The organism is Pseudomonas sp. NPDC085632 (assembly GCF_044541255.1).
GTDB lineage: Bacteria > Pseudomonadota > Gammaproteobacteria > Pseudomonadales > Pseudomonadaceae > Aquipseudomonas.
Genome location: NZ_JBITSX010000018.1, coordinates 1 through 22,524, shown reverse-complemented (window position 1 = coordinate 22,524; position 22,524 = coordinate 1). Strand labels below are relative to the sequence as shown.

Below are 22,524 nucleotides of genomic sequence, written 5' to 3'. Positions count from 1 at the left end.
ATCAGACCCTGCGGATTTGTGACGGGGCTGGCGGTTTTCACCGCCGGCCCTCACAGCCCTCCACTCCCCAATACACCCAAATTCCCAGTGGGAGAGAGCAGGCTCGCTCCCACATTTTTTGATCATCGTTAATCCAGGGGCATTACGGTGACGCGCACTTCCGGGTCGTGATTGCCGCCGCCAAGGATCACCCCGCGCAACGGCGACACATCAGAGAAATCCCGCCCCCACGCCAAGGTGATGTGCTCCAGCGCCGGTTGCACATTGTTGGTCGGATCGAAATCCACCCAGCCCAGCACCGGACAAAACACCGACACCCAGGCATGCGAAGCATCGGCGCCGATCAAGCGTGGCTGCCCCGGTGGCGGCTGGGTCAGCAAATAACCACTGACGTATCGCGCCGCCAAACCTCGCGAGCGCACGCATGCCAGCATCAAGTGCGCGAAGTCCTGACAGACCCCGCGTCGCCGCTCCAGTACTTCCACCAAGGGCGTCGCCACTTGGGTCGCTTCGGCATCGAAGGTGAATTCGCTGAAGATCTTTTGCATCAACGCCTGTACACCGAACAGCAATGGCCGCCCCAGCGGGAAACAGCTGTGCGAAAACTCGACGAAGCTACTTTTCAAATGCACATACGGTGACTGAAAACGATAACGACAAGCTTCAAGCACATCCGCGGATAACGGCTGACTGCTGTAGGTCAGCGCATCGCGGGTCTGCTCCCATGCCGGCGATTGACGGAAATCCAGCGCTGGCCGCGCCAGCACTTCAACCGTCAGTTGTGCATTGACCTGCAACTCATCATGCGGGCGCTCGAATGCCAGTCGAGTCAGCGGATTGCCAAACACATCCAGTTCATCGCGCCGCGCAGTAGGCTCCGGGCTGATCAGCAGTTGCTGATCGGTGCAGCGCTGCCAGGTGCAATCGCGCGGCCACAGATGGGCCAGTTGCTGCGCCAGCGAAACCGGACTGTCGTAGTGATAACAGGTGTCGTGGAAGATCTGGTAACGGGCGCTCATCAGACGGACACCGTGCGTTGGCTGACATCATCGACGTGAGCGAAATGGCGCAGCGCCAGACGATCAGACACCTGGCCGCTGGCCTCGGCGATTTCCTGCAGCAGATCCGCCAGGCCCGAGAGGGCCGCACGTACGCTGGCCTCACCGAACAGTGGATTCTCCAGGCAACCCAGATCAAAGCGTGCCAGACGCTCAACCAGTCGCGGCAGCCCGGCCTCCCTCGGCACACCGAAGTCATCATTCAAGCGCTTCAACGTGCGGGTCACCAGTTTCAACTGGAACAGCACTGCGTGCGGGTTTTGCTCATCCAGCAGCAACAGGTCGAGCACTGGAATCAACTGCGCCACCGCCAGATAGCGTGAACGGTAAGTGATGCTGCTGTTGCCCAGTTCCAGCAACCACTCCAGCCCTGCCTGATCAAACGCGCCGGCACCACGCAGAAATGCCGCCAGACTGCTGCTGAGAAACTGCAGTCGCTCGATGCGCCGGCCGATCATCAGAAAGCGCCAGCCTTCGTCGCGGGTCATATCGTCCAGGGCAAATCCGGACAGCGCCGCCAGCGACATCACCAGCCGGTTGAGAAAATCCAGCAACTCGCCGAAATCCGGTTCTTCGGTGTCCAGCTCCATCGCCTCGCGTTGCAACTCGACCAGCGCCTGCCAGTTCTCCCGCGAGAGCTTGCCGCGCACTTGCGAGGCGGCCCACTGCAGGCGTTGCAGGTTGGAGCGCAGGCTGAACGACCAGTCCTCACCGAGCAGCGCAGCGAGCAAGCGCTCCGGCAGTTCACCTTCGTCCGGCAGCAGTGTCAGTCGCTCGCCGAGATCGACCGCCGCCTGCAGCGCTTGCGGATCATCGCCGTCGACGTAGCGCGCGAGCATGATCCGCAGCAGCCGCGCACTGTCGTCGCAGCGTTCGCAGTAACGACCGAACCAGAACAGGTTTTCCACCACCCGCGAGGGTAGATACGGGTCGCGCCGCACCAGATCGTGGACGCCGACGTTACGTTGCGTCTTCCACTGTTCGCCGCTGGGCGCACGATCGCCCAATACCCACGTGTCTTTGCTGGCCCCGCCGCGCTGCATCGACACCACTTCGGCATCGGCCTCCGCAGCCACTCGAGTCAGGCCTCCGGGCAGCACGCGATAACCGTCGCGACTGGCCACCGCGTACATGCGCATGCCGATCGCCCGTGGTTGCAGTTGACCGTTTTCGGCCTGCCAGATCGGTGCCTGGGACAACTGAGCCAATTCTTGCGCCACATAAGCATAAGGACGCGCCTGCATGCGCTCGCCAAGCGCCTGACGCTGTTTTTCACTCAGATCACGGCCAAACACGGGCGCGAAGCTTTGTGAGGGAAACGCCGGTTTGATCAACAGTTCCGGCAGTTTTTCCAGGGCTTGCGCCAGCACTGGCGCCTCACCGCACCACCACGTCGCAATCGACGGCAGGATCAGTTCTTCGCCGAACAGATAGTAGTTGATCTTCGGCAGAAACCCGAGCAATCCCGGCGATTCCAGCACCCCACTGCCCAACGCGTTGGCCACCAGCACCCGGCCCTGACGCACCGCTTCGAGCAGCCCGGGAACACCGAGCGCGGAGTCCGTGCGCAGCTCCAGCGGGTCGCAAAAATCGTCATCGAGGCGGCGCATGATCGCGTGCACCCGGCGCAGCCCGCTGAGGGTTTTCAGGTAGACCGTGGCGTCGCGCACCGTCAGGTCACCGCCCTCGACCAAGGGATAGCCGAGCTGGCGAGCCAGATACAAATGTTCGAAATAGCTTTCGTTAAAACGCCCCGGCGTCAGCAACACCACCAGCGGCGCGTCATCGTCACACGGTGCTTGCCGTGCGAGGGTTTCCTGCAACGTACGGAAGAACCCCGCCAGGTGCTGCACCTTCAAATCCCGGTACAACTCGGGAAAGGCGCGCGACACGATGGTGCGGTTTTCCAGGGCATAACCGGCGCCCGACGGCGCCTGAGTACGATCGGCGGTCACCCACCAGCGCCCATCCGGCGTGCGCGCCAGATCCACCGCATACAGATGCAGAAACGCGCCTTCCGGGGCTGCAATACCCTGGCAAGGCCAGAGAAAATTGTTGTGTCCAAACACCAGTTCAGCCGGTAACAGGCCTTCGCTGATCAAGCGCTGCGGCCCGTACAAATCAGCCAACACTGCATTGAGCAGTCGCGCACGCTGAGCGATGCCGGCCGACAACTGCTGCCACTCATCCGCCGCAATCACATGCGGCAGAAGATCCAGCTCCCACGGCCGGTCCGCACCTTTCGGGTCGGCATAGACGTTATAGGTGACACCATTTTCCTGAATCTGCCGCGCCAGCAATGCCTGCCGCTGCACCAGTTGCGCCGGCGTGCTGCGCTGCAACTGATCGAACAGTCGCTGCCAGTGCGGGCGCACCGCACCACTGCCGTCGAGCAGTTCGTGATAAGTGCCCGCCATCAGCGGGTAGCGGTCTAGCAGGTCAGGCATGGAAAGCTCGGCAGACAGCAGGGAACGGTCAGACTAACGCAGGCACATGACGCGCGGATATACGAAAAATCCGCGTGTCGCGTAGGCCTTAGAAACGTCGCAAATCGATTGTCATCGGTAGCTCGTCACTGATTTCCACGTTCGGTACAGGAAGTTTCCCCGGCGTGTGTCCGACGCGAAAGAATCGCGCCATCCGCCGGCTCTCGGCTTCATTGGCATTGACCGGCAGCGTCACGTAATTACGCCCGCCCGGGTGGGCGACGTGGTACTGGCAACCGCCCAGCGAACGCCCCATCCAGGTATCGAGCAAGTCGAACACCAGCGGCGCGTGCACAGGTATCGTTGGTTGCAGACAGTTGGCTGGTTGCCACGCGCGGTAACGTACACCCGCAACGAACTCGCCGACCCGCCCGGTCGGGTGCAGCGGCACGGCGATGCCGTTACAGGTCAGCAGATAACGCTGTGGCGGCACGCCTTTGACCTTGACCTGCAAGCGCTCCAGCGATGAATCGACGTAACGCACCGTGCCACCCGCCGCGCCCTCCTCACCCAGCACATGCCACGGCTCCAACGCCTGACGCAGTTCCAGTTCGATGCCGTTGACGGCGTAATCGCCGACCTTGGGAAAACGAAACTCCAGGTGCGCGGCAAACCATTGCGCCCGCAGCGGATAGCCGGCGTTATTGAGTTCGACGATGACGTCGGCAAAATCCTGCTCGATAAAGTGCGGCAGCAGGAAACGGTCGTGCAACTCTGTGCCCCAGCGCGCCAGTTTCGGCGGCGCATAAGGTTCGCGCCAGAACCGTGCGACCAGCGCCCGCAGCAGTAACTGTTGGGCCAGGCTCATGCGCGCATGGGGCGGCATTTCAAAGGCGCGCAGTTCCAGCAGGCCAAGACGCCCGGTGGCGCCGTCCGGTGAATACAGTTTGTCGATACAGAACTCGGCGCGGTGCGTGTTGCCGGTGACGTCGATCAGCAAATTGCGCAGCAGTCGATCAACCAGCCACGGCGCGCATTCCTCGCCCGGTTCAGGCATCTGCGCGAAAGCGATTTCCAGTTCGTACAGCGCGTCATTGCGCGCCTCATCGACCCGCGGCGCCTGCGAGGTCGGGCCGATGAACAGTCCGGAAAACAGATACGACAGCGACGGATGGTTGTGCCAGTAACTGATCAGGCTGCGCAGCAGATCCGGACGACGCAGAAACGGTGAGTCCGCTGGCGTCGCACCACCGAGAACGAAGTGGTTACCGCCGCCGGTGCCAGTGTGGCGACCGTCGATCATGAATTTCTCGGTGGTCAGGCGAGTTTGTCGTGCCTCTTCATAGAGAAACTCGGTGCGCTCGACCAACTCGTCCCATGATGCCGACGGCTGCACGTTGACCTCGATCACGCCCGGATCGGGGGTGATGCGGAAATTGCTCAGACGCGGGTCGCTCGGTGGCTCGTAGCCTTCCAGCAACACCGGACAATGCAGTTCTTCGGCGGTGGCCTCGATGGCCGCAACCAGCTCCAGATAATCCTCGACCCGCTCCAGCGGCGGCATGAACAGGTACAACCGCCCATCGCGCGCCTCGGCGCAGAATGCGGTGCGGGTCAGCCAATCAGCGGATTCGTCGATTTTCGGCACGCGTTCGTCAGCCGCTGCCGGTTCGCCGTGACGGTTGAGCTGAGCGGTTTCCGGCAGTTCAGGAAAGTCCTGATTTGGATCCTGTGGATGAATAAACGGATACTCGGCCGCCTTCACCCACGGCTGCGAACCCAGCGGCAAGCGATACCCCAGCGGCGAATCCCCCGGGACCAAACGGCAATGCTCATCGCGCAGGTACCAGCGCCCACTCTGCCATTGATCGCCCTTGGCGGTGCGCGCCAGCGGCAATACCTGACCGATCACCTTGTTCAGGCCCTGGCTGAAGACCTTGCGCAGGCGAGCGCGCTCCAGCGGCTCCTCCAGGCGCGAGTCTTCGGCGCTGACATTGCTCGGCAATGTGCCCTCGCGCCAGAGGTAATAGAAATTGTCCTCGTAGGCAGGGAAGACAAAACGTGTAGGCAACTTCAACCGTTCGGCGACACTGGCCAGAAAGCGCCCGGCCAACTCGCCATTGGCACCGTAATCCTGCTGCTCGTCAGCGATCAGCGCGTTGTTGTGCCAGATCGGTACGCCGTCGCGGCGCCAGTAGCAATTAAGCGACCAGCGCGGCAGTTGCTCGCCCGGGTACCACTTGCCCTGACCGAAATGCACCAGGCCCTCCGGGGCGTAGTGCTTGCGCATGCGCTGAAACAGTTCGGCGGAGAGCTGACGCTTGGCCGGCCCCAGCGCGGCGGTGTTCCACTCGGCGCCATCCGGGTCGTCGATGGAAACGAAGGTCGGCTCGCCGCCCATGGTCAGGCGCACGTCATCCGCCAGCAGGTCGGCATCGATCTGCCGGCCCAGCGCCTGTATTGCCAGCCACTGCTCATCGGTGTAGGGCTTGGTGACGCGCGGCGCCTCCCAGATCCGCTCCACCGACATTTCATGGCTGAACTCACATTCGCACGGCTCGACCAAGCCACTGATCGGTGCCGCCGAGGACGGATCGGGACTGCAGGCCAACGGGATATGCCCTTCACCGGCAAACAACCCTGACGTGGCGTCGAGGCCGATCCAGCCGGCACCGGGCAAATACACTTCGCACCAGGCGTGCAGGTCGGTGAAATCGACTTCAGTGCCGGACGGCCCGTCGAGGCTTTTCACGTCTGCCGTCAGTTGAATCAAGTAGCCGGAGACAAACCGCGCCGCCAATCCGAGGTTGCGCAGCAATTGCACCAGCAGCCACGCCGAATCCCGACAGGAACCGGAGGCGTGTTCTAGGGTGTGTTCCGGGGTTTGCACGCCCGGCTCCATGCGGATCAGGTAACCGATGTCCTCGCTCAAGCGCTGGTTGAGCGCCACGAGAAAGTCCACCGCCGGCAGCGGCGTGCGGTCGATGGCGTCCAGGTAGGCTTTGAATTTCGGCGTCAGCGGCAAGGTTTCGAGGTACGGCGCCAGTTCCTTGCGCTCATCGGACGCATAGGCGAAGGGGATTTTCTCGGCATACGGCTCGAGGAAGAAGTCGAACGGGTTGAATACGGCCATCTCGGCGAGCAGATCGACTTCGATGCGCAGCTCACTGGTTTTCTCGGGGAACACCAATCGAGCGAGGTAGTTACCCTGCGGGTCTTGCTGCCAATTGATGAAATGCTGCTCAGGCGAGACTTTCAGCGCATACGACAAAATCCGCGTGCGGCTGTGGGCGGCCGGGCGCAGGCGAACGATCTGCGGGCCGAGTTCGACAGCGCGGTCGTAGCGGTAATGCGTGACGTGATGCAATGCGACATGAATCGACACGGCGTGCCTCCTGCGAGCCTAAGCGTATTCGAAAGCGCGCAAGACTTATGCCATGCAGAGGGCTTGGGCGCTTTCCCGGAATGCTTAGGGCAGTACAGCACCAAAATCGGGCGATGCGGGGAAATGGTTTGGGCTCATTGCACGTAAATGTTGCGAGAGCCCCCCCTCACCCTAGCCCTCTCCCGGAGGGAGAGGGGACTGACCGCGCTGGATGTTGGAGATACGCCGACTTGAAAGTCTTGAGTCGAACTCAGATTTTGAAAGGCACAGAGTTCTGCTCCCTTCCCCCTCGCCCCCTTGGGGGAGAGGGCTGGGGTGAGGGGGATGGATCTTGCGGCCTGCATAAATCCAACGGCAGAAACGCAAAACGCCAACCCGAAGGTTGGCGTTTTCTTTAGCGCGGTACGACCGGCTTGCGCGTCGGCTTCGGCCCTTTGCCTTTCGCAGCGTCTTTACGCTCTTTGGCCGCCTGCTGGTTGCGGGCAAACGCCGCAGCCTTGGCCTGTTCACGCTTGTCCCAGGGATTACCACCATCACTGGCACGCGGCGGCAGGCCGGTGTGCTGAGTGAGAATCTTGGTGGTCTTCTCTTTGCCTTCCTTCGCCACTTTATGGCTGCCGGCTGGCGTCGAGTTCTTGCGACGGGCGCTCTGGTAGCTGTCAGTGGACGGCTGGTGGGTCGGAATCAATTGATCCTTACCCGAACCAATCAGATCAGCACGACCCATGCGGATCAGCGCCTCACGCAGCATCGGCCAGCCTTTCGGATCGTGGTAACGCAAGAACGCCTTGTGCAGACGACGCTGCTCCTCGCTCTTGACGATGGTCACGCCGTCACTCTTGTAAGTGACCTTGCGCAACGGGTTCTTGCCCGAGTGGTACATCGCGGTGGCGGTGGCCATCGGCGACGGGTAGAACGCCTGCACCTGATCTGCGCGGAAGCCATTGCCCTTGAGCCACAAGGCCAGGTTCATCATGTCTTCGTCGGTGGTGCCCGGGTGGGCGGCGATGAAGTACGGAATCAGGTACTGCTCCTTGCCCGCTTCCTTGGTGTACTTCTCGAACATGCGCTTGAACTTGTCATAGCTGCCGATGCCCGGTTTCATCATCTGGTTGAGCGGACCTTCCTCGGTGTGTTCCGGGGCGATCTTCAGGTAACCACCGACGTGGTGGGTCACCAGCTCTTTGACGTACTCCGGCGATTCGACCGCGAGGTCGTAACGCAGGCCGGAAGCGATCAGAATCTTCTTCACACCCGGCAAGGCACGGGCGCTGCGGTACAGCTGAATCAGCGACGAGTGGTCGGTGTTCAGGTTCGGGCAGATGCCCGGGAACACGCAGGACGGCTTGCGGCACGCCGATTCGATTTCCGGGGTTTTGCAGGCGATGCGGTACATGTTCGCGGTCGGGCCGCCGAGGTCGGAAATGACGCCGGTGAAGCCAGGGACCTTGTCGCGGATCTCTTCGATTTCGCGAATGATCGACTCTTCGGAGCGGTTCTGGATGATCCGGCCTTCGTGCTCGGTGATCGAGCAGAAGGTGCAGCCACCGAAGCAGCCACGCATGATGTTCACCGAGAAACGGATCATGTCGTAGGCCGGGATTTTCTCCTTGCCGTACGCCGGGTGCGGAACACGGGCGTAAGGCATGCCGAACACGTAGTCCATTTCTTCAGTGGTCATCGGAATCGGCGGCGGGTTGAACCAGACGTCGACTTCGCCATGCTTCTGCACCAGCGCACGGGCGTTGCCCGGGTTGGTTTCGAGGTGCAGCACGCGGTTGGCGTGGGCATACAGAACGGCGTCGCCGCGCACCTTCTCAACCGACGGCAGACGAATCACAGTCTTGTCGCGAGTCATGCGCGGGCTGGCCAGAATCTGCACGACCTTGGCTTCCTGCGGATCTTCGACCGGGCCTTTTTCCTGTTCGATGGCGCAGGCCTGGGTGTCCTGGGTATTCACGTACGGGTTGATGATCTTGTCGACCTTGCCCGGACGGTCGATGCGCGTCGAGTCGACTTCGTACCAGTCTTTCGGCGTATCGCGACGGATGAACGCGGTGCCGCGCACGTCGGTGATGTCTTCGATCTTGTGGCCGTAGGACAGACGCTGGGCGACTTCGACGATCGCGCGCTCGGCGTTGCCGTACAGCAGAATGTCGGCGCTGGCGTCGATCAGGATCGAGTTACGCACGCGATCCTGCCAATAGTCGTAATGGGCGATGCGACGCAGCGAGGCTTCGATGCCACCGAGAACGATCGGCACATGCTTGTAGGCTTCTTTGCAGCGCTGGCTGTAAACCAGGCTCGCGCGGTCCGGACGCTTGCCGGCCATACCGCCAGGCGTGTAAGCGTCGTCGGAACGGATTTTCTTGTCCGCGGTGTAGCGGTTGATCATCGAGTCCATGTTGCCCGCTGCAACCCCGAAGAACAGGTTCGGCTCGCCGAGCTTCATGAAGTCGTCTTTGGACTGCCAGTTCGGCTGCGCGATGATCCCGACGCGGAAGCCTTGCGACTCCAGCAGCCGGCCAATGATCGCCATGCCGAACGATGGGTGATCGACGTAGGCATCACCCGTAACAATGATGATGTCGCACGAATCCCAGCCAAGCTGATCCATCTCCTCCCTGCTCATCGGCAGGAATGGCGCTGGCCCGAAACATTCGGCCCAATATTTTGGATAGTCAAATAACGGCTTGGCTGCTTGCATGTCGACGACCGGTGTTGAAGTGAAAAATCGCGGGCGCGGAATATAGCACAAATTTTGACCAATTCCGACGGCAATGGTCGGTTTCTCTTACAGCCTCCGCGACACACGGCTTACACGACGACCGGCCAGGAGAAATCGCCATTCAAATCACATATTCATCGGCCAGCGTTAAAACTGGCTGATGTGACACCCCTTCAAGGATGAAGAAATGTCACCAAAATTGCCTGCCAAAGGCAGCCTTACCAGCAACACCACAACACGAGCCACGCAATCGACCACCTCGAATCCGCGGACGCCCAACAACCCGCATCCCGCAGTCGCGAGTTCATCCACCAGCAGGCCAGGAGAAACCTCGAGCACTCCGGTCAGACCCGATTTGCAGCCTCGCGTATCAGTCAGCCGGTCACCTTCCGGGGCGGCCATGGTGGCGACACCGGTGCAACGACCGCTGGCAGATTACTGGATTCCCGCCGACGTCCGCCTGCCTCCTGCCGATACGCAGGGTTTTCGCCACTACAAAGCACGCAGTTACGTCGATGTGCCGGACGGTCACTCGGTCCTGGTGGCGATTGATCCGAAAATGGGCCTCTATCGCGCCACGCTGACGAATGAGCGGGACCCTTCCGGCCCGGTGCTGCAACTTGATCCGCAGCGCAAACTCTGGCGGCCGCTGCAGGCCCCGGGCGACTTCCCGGCCCTTCGCTCGATCGCTGACCTGAACGGGGAACTGGATGTCCATATGCAAATGATGGATGAGTCTGCTGCTCTCGCCAGAGAGCTGGAAAGCGCCTGGTACGATTTGACCGGTCAGGAGGGCGAACGAACGGCAATCATCAAATATGAGGTTCAGTACCACAGACATTTGGCCGCCGTGGACAAATGCCTCGATTTCTACCTGAGGGAACAGATCGCCCTCTTGCTCTACAAAGGCATCGGCGCTTACGAGGCAGACCTGTTCAAGATTCAGATAAGGCGTTTCGAAATTCTTTGCAGAATGATGCAGGCCGGCGATCGGCGCAAACTGATCGACATGCCACCCAATAAACGCATCACTCCCGAACAACATCGTTCGAGCGCCGGATATCTGAAGGGCAAACTGGCGCTGTTGCGCAAGCGCCAGATCCTTGCAGATGAATTACTGCACAAATCGCAATACAACCAGAACGATTTTTCCGAGTGGGGTTACGACCCTATGGAAATTCACAGAGACACTGCTGACTGGTTGCAATCAAAGTGTCAGGTGCTGGCCGCCGATCAGGGCGTTTTCGCGCCTTTGTACCTTTCGTTGTCGTTCTCAGAAACGACGCGGGCCTTTCTTGATATCGACGCTATCCCGCTGGAAGCGCGCATTCCTGTTTTGAGCGATCTGCTGGAGCAATGTACCTCGATCAAGAACTCCTTTGAGTACCTTGAATACCCTTCGGGCTCCACCCACACCACTTCCCGGCAAGAAATCATCGACGCCATCAGCTCGTTCGAGAGCACGCTGGAAGATCGGCTGACCCTCTATCACCGCGATCTGGAAAGCATTCCATTACTACCCTCGTCCGATCAGTCCATCGACTTCGATTTCTTACCGGCGCAACGCGCAAACGAACCGGCCCCGCTGCCGACCAGGATGTTCCGCAGCAAACATAACGGCGTTCACAAGATCCGCCTCGGGCAACCGCGACGTGGTGCCGCTGACGAAGAACTGATTGATGTCATGCACCCACACCAACCCGCCGAGATCCTGCAGACGTATGAGCGGCGAGAGGGCGAGTGGCACCGCCGCGTAGCCACCCCGGCAAAAAGCCTGTCGAAGCTGACCACTGAAGCCGAGCAGCACCTGGCAATGTCAGATCAGTATTTGCGCGAGGCCTGGAAAAAAGAGGCGGCAAAACATAATGCATCAGGCATCGTGGATGAGTTGGTCAGCAAAGCCATCGTGCTCGATGACTTTATTCCACAGATAGAAAAAGCTCCAAACCCTTCCGCCATTGATACTGGACCTGTCCGGCAACGACTCAGGCAAGACAGCCAGCGATTACACAACGAAGCCGAAGCGATCCGCATTCGGCTGTTCAAAGACAAAAGCTACTTGAGCGCCGATCGGGTGGTGTACCTGATCGGCCGCGACGAACTGCGCGTCAAACGAATTCAGAGCCGGCAGCCGCTGGGCAGAGGCGCGAACAAAGAGTTTCTGGATATCTACGTGCTGAGCGACAAGCAGACGGGGGAGCGATTATGGGAGGCCCATTTTCACTATCCGAAAGCAGACACTTCTGCACTCGGGTTCAACGACCGCGGCGGTCATCTGAAAACGCTTGATCAAGCCCGCACAGGTGCGTCGTCCCAACGTCGGGATGAACAAGCCGGGCGTCCGCATGTCGCCGTCTGGAGACTGACCCTCGACCGCAAAACAGCGCAGAAAATCTTCGACATGGCGTCGTGAAACCGTACCTGTACCGGGATGAACAGGCGGGTCGGGCACATGTGCGTATATGGCGAGCAGACATCGACCTGTCGACAGCGCGGCAAATATTCCAACTGGCTTCATAGAACAGCCTCCCCCTGAACCAGGGCTGAGGGACTTTTTCAAGGATGAAAAAAACATGGCTCCAAAAAAACCCGCCAAGGGCACCACCAATGTGGATGGCCCTTCCCGCCCGGATGCACCACTGCACGGTAATACCGGGCAAGCGTCGCGTACGACACCGGATTCGCCGTTATCCTTTGGCTTAGAACTGCGACCGGCCCTCCCCCACAGCGCTGCCGCCCCAGGAGTGGCCAGCCCCTCTCCTGTCGTGATCACGCACTCGACAGTACCCGCACTGGAAGTCGGTTCAGCGGGACCCCGAACGCTGGAGCGCTACTGGCTCCCGGCACCCGCCCGTTTGACACCGGCCAACGCCGAGGGCCTCAGGGTGCACAAGGGACGCGAATATGTCGATGTAGCAAACGACGGCATCGTTATGATCGGCGCAGATGAGCAGACCGGCCTCTATCGTTGCAGATTCGCCGCTGAACAGACGGCCTCAGGACCGCTACTGCTGCGCGACGCCGACAGCGGTCTCTGGCATCCGCTCAAGGACGGTGACGCCGTAACCTTGAGCGATACTCACCTGCGAACGCTGCGCACCCCTCTGGATTTCACCGGCGTCGAGGCAGACGGCGACGGAATGTTTCGCCACGAAGGTCGGCTGTACCTGAGCATTCACCATGATGTTTATCAGGCCATGCACGATGTGAGGGCATCCACCGCGACACAAAAAGCCTGGCGCATCGTCAACCCGAATGATCCTGTCGCCATCGACATTGCCAATACCTACCGGGCCAGCCGCAGCGGTAAAACACGAGCGGTCAGGCGCGATGAGGGCAACCGATGGGTCTACCATTTGTCGGCCGACAAGGCTGGCATCCCGGATGCGCAGGCAGCGCTGTTAAGCAAAGATAATCTGCTGCTGATGTACGTACCTTTTCAGAAGGCCCACGCAGAGTTGGTGGCCTCGTCAGCACGGCATGACGCGCTGTGGGCCGATACCAAAAATCTGCCGCAGGGCAGTACAGAGAAAAACGCCAAACTGCTCAACCTTGAAGTGAATCTGCTCAGGCACGTTCTCAAGCAAGCAGACTTTGTGGATTCGCTTGTTCTTAACAAGAACTGGCTGATACGCGTGAAAGCAAGCGGGCTGTTCGGCGAAGAACTGCACACCTTCCGGATCGAGCGAGCAGAGTTCCTGAACCGGCTCATGGCGGCCATGGACTTGAGGGTCAGGCCTACGTTTTCGAGGCTGGACGCCGACAGTTGCAAAAGGGTCATCCCCCACCTGAACAAGAAGTTGAGGTATCTCGAAGAGCGGGAGTTGGTGATGGCTGAAATCAAAAAAACCAATCCCGGTGCGGCCCCGACACTCGAAGAAATCCGCCAGCAAGTGCCCTCGGCCGAGCGCATCAACTTCAACAAGCTGATCCTCTACGTCCACCTGTATGCGGGCACGCCCGACCACGCGCCCAATGCAACCATGCCCTCGCTTGCGGCCATCGACCTGATTACCGGCGACCTGAATAACGTCCCGCAACGCGATCATCCGATGGCGCTGTTGTTGACCCTTGATCAGATAAGGACAGACAAATCCCGCTTTGAGATGCAACTGGCCGCCATCGACGCTTCCAGGACCGAGTACACAAGGGAAATCCTCAGCCTGATAGGTCCATTCGAGAAGCGCATCGAAAACAGATTAAGCGAAATTCTTGACTCGCTTGATCGCAACACCGCGCTGCCAAGCGTCAGCCACGACATCGATTTCGATTTTCTTCCAGCGCAGCCCGACCCTTCCGAAAATGCGCGCCCCGTGCCGGCCAGGAAGGTTTTCCGTGTCCGTCAGCATGGCACTTACCGGGTCTTGGTCGGGAACATGGAAACGGCTCAAGACGGCAGCGTCACCGTCAATGTTCCGGATCCGTTGCGTCCGGACTTTCCTTCGGCACGTTACGAAAAAAGACATGGCGAATGGTTGCCCGTGCCCCCTCCCATGATCAGTGAACCCAGGCCACAACTCGTCGCCGAGGCTAAACGGTTACTGGCCGAAGTCGGACAACACGCCGACAAGGCCAGACAGGACGAAGCCCGAAAGACCAACCCCACTGAAATTGTCGAAGACCTGGATAAAGCGACGCAAAGCCTGAATGAGCAGGCAAGACGCCTGCAAAACCACGAAGGGGCCGCCGAGGATTTAGAGATCATCGACCTGGGAGCCCGCTTGCGAGCCGCCGCTGACTCGCTTGCCGCGCAAGGTGAAAGCGTTCTGGTGCGCATGTACAAGAACAAGGAAGTGCTCGACATCATGCGGTTGAACTATCTGATGGATGCCGACGAGCTCAATGTGCGCAAGACCGTTGATCGCACGCCGCAGGGCAAAGGCCAGAGCAAGTCGTTTCTTGACGTTTACTCGATCCGTGACCGTGCCGACGACACTCCGTTATGGGAAGCCCATTTCCACTACGACAGGCGCGACGCCCTGCCCCTGAATTTCACGACAAGAGGCGGTCACCTCAAAACGCTTGAACAGAGCAGGCGCGGCATCGAGTCTCAACGTCGCGATGAACAGGCCGGCTTACCGCACGTGGCCATCTGGCGTCAGACCTTCGATGGCAAGACCGCGACAAAAATATTTGCACTGGCCAGTCCGGCTGCCGTGCTTCCCAAGCCCGAGTGAGGAGCATTGGGACCAAACGCTGAATCAGGCAATGACGCCGCCCCTGCCATCAGCCCCTGCTCAGGCGAGCTGATGCGCACACTCTACAAGGATAAAAAGACATGCCCGTTAAACGGCCCCCTAATGGCAACAGTTCCGGTAATACACCCCTTCCCCCAAACACCACACCGGAGGTGAATACCCCGCGCCCTGAGCTGCCACCGCGTACAAGTGTCGAAATCCCGACGCCGGGCGGCCACTCGCCGCGATCGGGCAGGCCAGGGACACAAGCCGACCTCGATGCGATCGCGCCGGCACCGACCATCACGGTGCATTCGGCCCCTTCGTCAGACATCTCCCATCCGATCAATCAATCACTGGAACATTATCGGCTCACTGCAGCGGCGGGTTTGGCGGCACCCGACGACAACGGTTTAACAACGCACAAGGGTCGACAATACGCTGAGCTGGCCGACGGCGGCATCGTGCAGGTTGGCAAGGATCCGCTCACGGGTCTGTTGCGGGCCACGTTATCAAGCGAATCAATAGCGTCCGGCCCATTGCTGTTGCGCGATCCCGGCAGCGGGCTCTGGCACAGGCTGGAAGACTTTCAACCGGTCACCTTTCGTTTGAGCGAAACCCGACTGGAGCCGTTTCGCACAGGGCTGGATTTCAGCCACGCAGTACCTGGCCACGACGGTCTTCATCGATTTGACGGCAAACTCTACGTGGTGATCGAAAACCATGCCTATCAGGTCCTGCATGATGCCGATGGATCAACCCCGTTGGCAGCAGTGATGCGCATTGTGCGCAGCGAGGACCCCGTAGCCAGTGACGGCGCCAACCGGTATATCGCGACGCGCCCGGGAAGGTCGGAACCGATTGTTTTCGATGCTGTACAAGGCTGGCTTGGTATCACAGTTGCCGGTGCGGGCGGGATGTTACGCAGCAGCGATGGTGCTCGCGCGCCTGTTCGCCTGGGGCTACTGGATCGGCTATCTCTGTCCCTCAACAAATTGCGCAGCCCAAAGTCCCGCGCAAAAAAACTGTTCCCGGATCATACCGATGACGAGATTGACAGCTTCATCGAGTCATTGGGAAATGACGTCGCGGATGGCTTGACCCGTCGCGAAACCGCCTACAAAACGCTCGAGATCGAACTGAGTACCTGGGCCAGACAATCCACCCTCGCTTCGGCACCGGCAACATCGCGAAACTACGCGCAAGAAGTGACTGATAGCCTCAAGTCCTGTTGGCGCCATCAGGGCGGGGACACTCTCGGACTGGAGACCGGTAATGGAACTCTGCCCGCACTGACAGCGGATTTCAGACATGTCAGGCACCTGACACTGCAATCGGTCACCTGGTCCGACTCGGCCAACATATTTCTCGGAAACTTCTCCGCTCTGGAGTCTCTGCAGATTACCGGCTCTACGCTGGGTACGTTGCCCGCTGCCATTGTGCAGATGTCCAATCTGAGCAAGCTGGATCTGAGTTCGAACCGTATTGCACTCAACGAGCAAACGGCGGCAGAACTGAGCACGCTGGGCAAACTCAAGACGCTTGACCTGTCAGGCAATCCATTGGGTAAAACTCCTGATTTTGCCGGTATGGCTGAACTGGAAACGCTGAACCTGCGTCATGCACAACTGGATCAGTGGCCAACGGGTTTGCGCAATCAGGCACAACTGAAGCAGCTGGACCTGCGCAATAATCAGTTGGCCGAGGTTCCCGAGGCACACCTCACCCCTTCGACGGATGAACTCGAGGCGATCGCACGGATCAACAGCGTCACGCTGCTTGAGGGCAATCCTTTCCCGCGCGACTATTGGGAAAAACTTGAAGTATTTTGGCGACGCGTAGCGACCGAGCACCCGCAGCTGAGCACCGAGGCATTGGCCGGCGCATTCAGACTTGATGGTGATATGCCCGAGGTCGCCACAGTGCAGCGGCTCTACCCGAACAAGAACGCACAAGAGGCCCGCAAGTTTTTCACCGGACTGGATGATGAGGCCAAACTAAAACTGGCTCGACGCGCTGAGGAACTGGACTCACTGGAGGCCCAGTTGAAATCCTACGTTGACAGCAGCCAGACCGATTCATCCGGGGCTGACTCACCTGCAAGGATACAGGCGCGACGTGTCGCCAGAATCATCAGAGGCTGCTGGCTTCAAGACCCCGGAGAAATACTAAGGCTGGCGTCCTTCAACACGCCGCTCCCGGCTCTCACCGCAGACTTCAGTCATGTCAGATTGCTCATGCTCGACAACGTTACCTGGTCGGGTGATGCCGACATATTCCTCTCTAACTTTACTCATCTTGAGCATCTACTGATCAACAATTGCGGGATTGAAACCCTCCCCCGAGCTGTGGGTGCGATGGACAAACTGACCCACCTCAACTTGAGCGATAACCGGCTTGTACTGGACGAAGAAAGTGCGGCAACGCTCAGTACCTTGCGGCATCTGGAGCTTGTTTCTCTTTCCGGGAATCCAGCGCTATCGCGGCTCCCTGACTTCAGCAACATGTCCGGGTTGAAATACCTGCGGTTGAAAAATACGGGGATCGATCAATGGCCGACCGGACTGCAGGACAAGACAGGGCTGAGCACTGTGGATCTGCGCGATAACCGTTTGACTGAAGTGCCACAGGACTTCATCAATCCGGCGCCAGAACAATTGCTGACGATCGCCCGAATCAACAACAACACGCAACTCGCCGGCAATGATTTTCCGCCCGATTACTGGAAATCTTTCGACGACTACTGGCAGCGTGTGAGCACGGAAGCGCCCGATCTGCTGACTTCTCAGCATGAGGTGACATTTGACAGCGACAACTCGCCGACGCAGCGTTATCAGCGGCTGTTTCCAAACAAGGACATCAAACAGTGCAGGGAATACGTCTGGAGCTTCGACCGTGATGCGGCGGTCACCAAAATCCGCAGCCTCGAGCAGGAGTTCGGCCTGCTGAAACGTCAGCTCGACGCCTGGGTTTACTCTGGTGGGGGCGATCGTGGGGGCTACGTTCGGGCGAACCAGTTGGCGCTCAACGCACAAACCCGCCCTGACAGGGTCACGGCCAGCGAGAAGATCATCAGTTGCTGGCGCCAAGAGACACTCCCGAAACTGGCCGCTGACCGAACGCCCATCGGCCTGGAACTGAATCTCAGCGGCCTGAGGTTGCCAAGCCTGCCCGACCTCGATGTGGACTTCAGTCACGTGGGCTCGCTCAACCTGAGCAATATGAACCTGGGCACTTCGCCTGAAGGCTTTCTGACGCGTTTTCGGCATGTTCGCTGGCTGGATCTTTCGCAAAATCAACTGCGTGAACTGCCACCCGCCATTGGCGAAATGAACGGGCTGACACGACTGTTTCTAGAGCGAAACCGGATTTCCCTCACCGCCGACACGGCCCGAGTCCTGTCAGAGCGAACGACCCTGCGAGCACTCTGGCTGCATGAAAATCCGCTACTGGGTATCGCACCCGATTTCAGCGCGATAACCGACCTGCGTTCGCTCAATCTGGCCATCACCGGTATCGACACCTTCCCGACGGGCATTGCCGATCAGCCCCTGCTGGACACCATCAATTTGAGCAACAATGGAATTATCGAGATTCCGGATGCTGTCATTGCACCGCCCGACGAGCGCCTGGGGCACACCGTGCGCATCAACGATGTGACCGACATTGCCCATAATCCGCTGTCCGCAGCGACCCTGACCCGGCTGACCCAGTACAACGACCGTCTGATACAGGCCGGAACACCGCTGACTGGCTTGAGAAATCTGGTCGACACGGCGCGAGGTCACGCCCCGGTCATCAACCGTAGTTCCACAGACGATCCCGTGGTGCGCTGGACAGCAGGATTCACCGCGGATCAACTGGCGACCAGAAAAATCCAATGGCGGAGACTGCGTAAACAGCCACGCTCGGATGGTCTGTTCAATACGTTTGAACGCCTGTTGGAGTCCCCCACCGGTCACAACGAGCTTCAGAGTCGAGTCTGGCGGCTGATCGACAGCATTACCGAGAACACGCCTGAGTCCGAACGTCTGCGCAGCGAAGTGTTTGATCGGGCGGGCGACGCAGCCTGCTGCGATCGGGCGGCTTTCACGTTTGCCAATCTGGAAACCCGAATGATGATGCATAACGCCCTTGCCCAGGCCGGCGACAAGGCGCAGGGGCCAAAGCTGTTCGCATTATCCAAAGCGTTGTTCCGCTTGCATGAAGTCGACAAAATCGCCTCGGCGGACATTGCGCAACGCGAGGCCGCCATTGCCGCAGCCAGGTCCCCTCTAGAAGCAGCAGCACTTCCACCGCCGCATGTGCCCGAGGAGGTCGAAGTCCGACTCTTCTATCGCCACGGTTTGAAAGACCGACTGCAATTGCCGGGGCAACCGGAAAAAATGGGCTTTTCTCGTCTGGCCGGCGTTTCAGCGACGCAACTGGAGGACGCATACAAGAAAGTCATCGCGCTGGATAACTCCCCTGAAGAATTCCAGGAGTTGGTGGCGAGAGAGTTCTGGCAAAAATTCCTCACCCATAAGTACCAGGAAACGTTCGAAAAGCAGCGCCAGCCATTTCAGGATCGGCAGGCTGTACTCGACGAGTCACACAGCGCCAAGGAACTATCGTTTGCCGATTACGAGACGCAATCCAAAGCGATGCAGGCATCGTTGCTGATTGAGGAAGCAGCATTGATCGAAACATTGACCCGGCAAGAGCTTGCCGAGTACACACCGGTCAACACTGCTGAGGAAGCAGTGGGCGCAAGCGCATAAGTCCACAGGAACGGATGCTGGCCGAAAGACTTCGGCCAGCATTTATTCGTCGTCGTCGAAGTTGTAACTGCCCGGCGCGAGGTTTTCGAAACGGGTGTATTTGCCGATGAACGCCAGGCGGATAAAACCGATCGGGCCGTTACGCTGCTTGCCGATGATGATTTCGGCGATGCCCTTGTGTTCGGTTTCCGGGTGATACACCTCGTCGCGGTACACGAACATGATCACGTCGGCGTCCTGCTCGATCGCTCCGGATTCCCGGAGGTCGGAGTTGATCGGACGTTTGTTCGGCCGTTGCTCGAGGGAACGGTTGAGCTGGGACAGCGCCACCACCGGGCAGTTGAATTCCTTGGCCAGCGCTTTCAGGGAACGCGAGATTTCAGAAATCTCGTTGGTTCGGTTGTCGCCGCCGGAACCTGGAATCTGCATCAACTGAAGGTAGTCGATCATGATCAGGCCGATATCACCGTGCTCACGCGCCAGACGCCGGGTACGCGCACGCATTTCCGAAGGGCTGATACCGGCGGTGTCGTCGATGAAGAGCTTGCGGTCATTGAGCAGGTTGACCGCCGAGGTCAGGCGCGGCCAGTCGTCATCCTCCAACTGACCGGAACGCACTTTGGTCTGGTCGATCCGGCCGAGCGAGGAGAGCATACGCATGACCAGCGATTCGCCTGGCATTTCGAGGGAATACACCAGCACCGCTTTGTCGCTGCGCAGTACGGCGTTTTCCACCAGGTTCATCGCGAAGGTGGTTTTACCCATCGACGGACGACCGGCGACGATGATCAGGTCGGCCGGTTGCAGGCCGCTGGTTTTCTCGTCGAGGTCGGTGTAACCGGTAGACAGGCCAGTGATGGCGTTATCGGTGTTGAACAAGGTGTCGATGCGGTCGATGGCCTTGGTCAGCAAGTCATTCACACCGACAGGGCCACCGGTTTTCGGCCGGGCCTCGGCAATCGCGAAGATCTGCCGCTCGGCTTCATCAAGGATCTCCTCGGCGGTGCGCCCTTCCGGGTTGAAAGCGCTGTCGGCAATCTCGGTGCTGATGCCGATCAGTTGGCGCAACGTCGCACGCTGGCGGACGATCTGCGCATAGGCCTTGATGTTGGCGACGGATGGCGTGTTTTTCGCCAGCTCGCCGAGGTAACCGAGGCCGCCGACTTGCGAGGTCTGACCTTCCTTGTCCAATTGCTCGGCAAGGGTCACGACGTCGATCGGGGAGTTCTGATCAGCCAGTTTGGCGATCGCACGGAAGATCAGACGGTGGTCATGCCGATAGAAATCGCCGTCGGAGACTTGATCGAGCACGCGTTCCCAGGCGTTGTTGTCCAGCATCAGACCACCGAGTACGGCCTGTTCGGCCTCGATGGAATGCGGCGGCACCTTCAGGGCAGCGGTTTGCAGATCGTATTGCTCGGGAGCGGAGATATCGTTCATGGCCACTTGTGTTGTTTGGAAAAACAGGGAATTCAGAAAGACAAAGGGCACGACCTGTAAACAGGATCGTGCCCGATGTTAACCGTCTGACGGACAAGCCGCCAGCCGATCAGTGTTGCTTAAGCTGCTACCACGACAACGCGTACGGTGGCTTCAACTTCGGCGTGCAGGTGCACAGCCACGTCGAATTCACCCACGTTGCGGATGGTGCCGTTCGGCAGACGAACTTCGCTTTTCGCAACTTCAACGCCGGAGGCGGTCAGTGCGTCAGCGATGTCGTGAGTACCGATCGAACCGAACAGCTTGCCTTCGTCGCCAGCGGTGGCAGTGATGGTCACTTCCAGCTCGGCCAGTTGGGCAGCACGGCTTTCAGCCGATGCTTTACGGTCTGCAGCAGCTTTTTCCAGCTCGGCACGACGCTCTTCGAACGCAGCGATGTTCGCTGGGGTCGCGGCGGTAGCTTTGCCATAAGGCAGCAGGTAGTTACGACCGTAACCGGCCTTAACGTTTACTTTGTCACCCAGGTTGCCCAGGTTGGTGACTTTTTCCAGAAGGATCAGTTGCATGTGAAAATCCTCTAACTTTTAACCTTCACCGTTCGCGCTGTCGGTGTCTTTCGACACGTGACGACCGCGAAAATCAATCAGGCTGTCGACAATGGCCAGGACCACGAGCAACGGATAGATCAGTTGCATGAACAACAGCAGCGTGACGTACAACCCCACCAGCCAGAAACCGGCCAGTCGCTTTTGCCCGACCAGCCCGTGAATCAGGGCAAGTCCGGCGAACACCAGCGGTACACTGCACAACGGCGTCAACATGGCCATCTGTGCACCGAGATTCGGGCCCAGAAGCATCAACGCCAGCAGCAACATCGCCGGCCCCAGCGGGATCCGGATGGCGCGAAACTCGCGACCAAAACCACCCGGGTTGTACAACAACGCCTGCCAATGCCGCCCGACAATCAGGCTCAGCACGCTGACGATTTGCAACAAAGCCGCAATCAGTCCGGTCAGGACCGGTGCAATCAGGGACGCGAAACGCGCTTGCTCATCGACCGACAATTGCTTGTAGGTCTCACCGAGAAGCGCCGGCATGACCTTTATCAAGGCCTGCGCGAGCATCTCGATCTGGGCCGCAAACGCTGCCCCGAGCACCACCGAAAACACCACTCCAATCACTACGCTGACCAGCAGCGTGCGAACCCAGGATTCACTTGCGCGCAAAACCAACGCAAGTCCCGAAGACCCCAGCAGCACCAGAAGTGCCCGTGGGTCATCGGCATACAGCCACCAGATCAACGCCGGCAGCAGCCCCAGAGACAGAACACCCAGGGCGTCCGTCAGTCCGCGCCGCAGCAGCACAAGGCTCCCCGCGGCAGCACCCAACCAATACAACAACGGCAATGTTGCACATCCGGCCACCACGAGAGTGGCCTGCATACGGCCTCGCATGATGAACTCAGCTAAGGCACGCATGCATTCAATCCTTTGCTACTTGTCGACTGACCGGTCTCAGCTGCCGTGGCTTTCTGTTTAGGCCAGCAGGGC

Annotated in this window: 11 protein-coding genes; 3 read left to right on the top strand and 8 right to left on the bottom strand. The window is 59.4% G+C overall.

Annotated features, from left to right (window positions below; all coding sequences use genetic code 11):
- Positions 1 to 128: 128 nt before the first annotated feature.
- From ACIF4X_RS14095 to ACIF4X_RS14075, 5 genes are all read right to left on the bottom strand, one after another.
- Positions 129 to 1,019: a transglutaminase N-terminal domain-containing protein gene (locus ACIF4X_RS14095; protein WP_397482608.1), complete on the bottom strand. Its 891-nt coding sequence runs from the start codon at positions 1,017 to 1,019 to the stop codon at positions 129 to 131.
- Complete coding sequence (locus ACIF4X_RS14090) at positions 1,019 to 3,505, bottom strand: circularly permuted type 2 ATP-grasp protein (protein ID WP_397482607.1); 2,487 nt, start codon at positions 3,503 to 3,505, stop codon at positions 1,019 to 1,021. The genes ACIF4X_RS14095 and ACIF4X_RS14090 overlap by 1 nt, the downstream gene beginning before the upstream one ends.
- Before the next feature lie 88 nt (positions 3,506 to 3,593).
- Positions 3,594 to 6,869, bottom strand: a complete 3,276-nt coding sequence (locus ACIF4X_RS14085; protein ID WP_397482606.1) for a DUF2126 domain-containing protein — start codon at positions 6,867 to 6,869, stop codon at positions 3,594 to 3,596.
- Positions 6,870 to 7,263: 394 nt separating this feature from the next.
- Entirely contained in the window at positions 7,264 to 9,576 is a 2,313-nt protein-coding gene (locus ACIF4X_RS14080) for a YgiQ family radical SAM protein (protein ID WP_322845712.1), read from the bottom strand.
- A gap of 168 nt (positions 9,577 to 9,744) precedes the next feature.
- Positions 9,745 to 9,999, bottom strand: coding sequence for a hypothetical protein (locus tag ACIF4X_RS14075; protein ID WP_397482605.1), 255 nt, complete (start codon positions 9,997 to 9,999; stop codon positions 9,745 to 9,747).
- On the opposite strand from ACIF4X_RS14075, the gene ACIF4X_RS14070 reads away from it, so the two are divergent.
- The 3 genes from ACIF4X_RS14070 to ACIF4X_RS14060 all read left to right on the top strand — a co-directional run bounded on the left by ACIF4X_RS14070 (position 9,998) and on the right by ACIF4X_RS14060 (position 19,534).
- On the top strand, positions 9,998 to 12,010 hold the full coding sequence (locus ACIF4X_RS14070; protein ID WP_397482604.1) for a hypothetical protein: 2,013 nt from the start codon (positions 9,998 to 10,000) through the stop codon (positions 12,008 to 12,010). The two genes, ACIF4X_RS14075 and ACIF4X_RS14070, sit on opposite strands and share 2 nt — an antisense overlap.
- Before the next feature lie 160 nt (positions 12,011 to 12,170).
- Positions 12,171 to 14,774: a hypothetical protein gene (locus ACIF4X_RS14065; protein WP_397482603.1), complete on the top strand. Its 2,604-nt coding sequence runs from the start codon at positions 12,171 to 12,173 to the stop codon at positions 14,772 to 14,774.
- 101 nt (positions 14,775 to 14,875) lie between these two features.
- Positions 14,876 to 19,534 (top strand): NEL-type E3 ubiquitin ligase domain-containing protein, encoded by a 4,659-nt coding sequence (locus ACIF4X_RS14060; RefSeq protein WP_397482602.1) that lies wholly within the window; start codon positions 14,876 to 14,878, stop codon positions 19,532 to 19,534.
- Between the two features lie 42 nt (positions 19,535 to 19,576).
- Here ACIF4X_RS14060 and dnaB read toward each other — a convergent pair whose 3' ends face one another.
- From dnaB to ACIF4X_RS14045, 3 genes are all read right to left on the bottom strand, one after another.
- Positions 19,577 to 20,974 carry a replicative DNA helicase gene (gene dnaB, locus ACIF4X_RS14055; RefSeq protein WP_053116810.1) on the bottom strand — a complete coding sequence of 466 codons (1,398 nt, stop codon included), beginning with the start codon at positions 20,972 to 20,974 and terminating at the stop codon, positions 19,577 to 19,579.
- A gap of 119 nt (positions 20,975 to 21,093) precedes the next feature.
- Positions 21,094 to 21,540, bottom strand: coding sequence for a 50S ribosomal protein L9 (gene rplI, locus ACIF4X_RS14050; RefSeq protein ID WP_008078307.1), 447 nt, complete (start codon positions 21,538 to 21,540; stop codon positions 21,094 to 21,096).
- A gap of 18 nt (positions 21,541 to 21,558) precedes the next feature.
- Positions 21,559 to 22,452, bottom strand: coding sequence for a hypothetical protein (locus ACIF4X_RS14045; protein WP_007915845.1), 894 nt, complete (start codon positions 22,450 to 22,452; stop codon positions 21,559 to 21,561).
- Positions 22,453 to 22,524: the final 72 nt, after the last annotated feature.

Bases quoted from the DNA above. Each gene is read 5' to 3' on its own strand.
- ACIF4X_RS14095 (WP_397482608.1), bottom strand. From the start codon at position 1,019: ATGAGCGCCCGTTACCAGATCTTCCACGACACCTGTTATCACTACGAC.
- ACIF4X_RS14090 (WP_397482607.1), bottom strand. From the start codon at position 3,505: ATGCCTGACCTGCTAGACCGCTACCCGCTGATGGCGGGCACTTATCAC.
- ACIF4X_RS14080 (WP_322845712.1), bottom strand. From the start codon at position 9,576: ATGCAAGCAGCCAAGCCGTTATTTGACTATCCAAAATATTGGGCCGAA.
- ACIF4X_RS14070 (WP_397482604.1), top strand. From the start codon at position 9,998: ATGGTGGCGACACCGGTGCAACGACCGCTGGCAGATTACTGGATTCCC.
- ACIF4X_RS14075 (WP_397482605.1), bottom strand. From the start codon at position 9,999: ATGGCCGCCCCGGAAGGTGACCGGCTGACTGATACGCGAGGCTGCAAA.
- ACIF4X_RS14065 (WP_397482603.1), top strand. From the start codon at position 12,171: ATGGCTCCAAAAAAACCCGCCAAGGGCACCACCAATGTGGATGGCCCT.
- ACIF4X_RS14060 (WP_397482602.1), top strand. From the start codon at position 14,876: ATGCCCGTTAAACGGCCCCCTAATGGCAACAGTTCCGGTAATACACCC.
- dnaB (WP_053116810.1), bottom strand. From the start codon at position 20,974: ATGAACGATATCTCCGCTCCCGAGCAATACGATCTGCAAACCGCTGCC.
- rplI (WP_008078307.1), bottom strand. From the start codon at position 21,540: ATGCAACTGATCCTTCTGGAAAAAGTCACCAACCTGGGCAACCTGGGT.
- ACIF4X_RS14045 (WP_007915845.1), bottom strand. From the start codon at position 22,452: ATGCGTGCCTTAGCTGAGTTCATCATGCGAGGCCGTATGCAGGCCACT.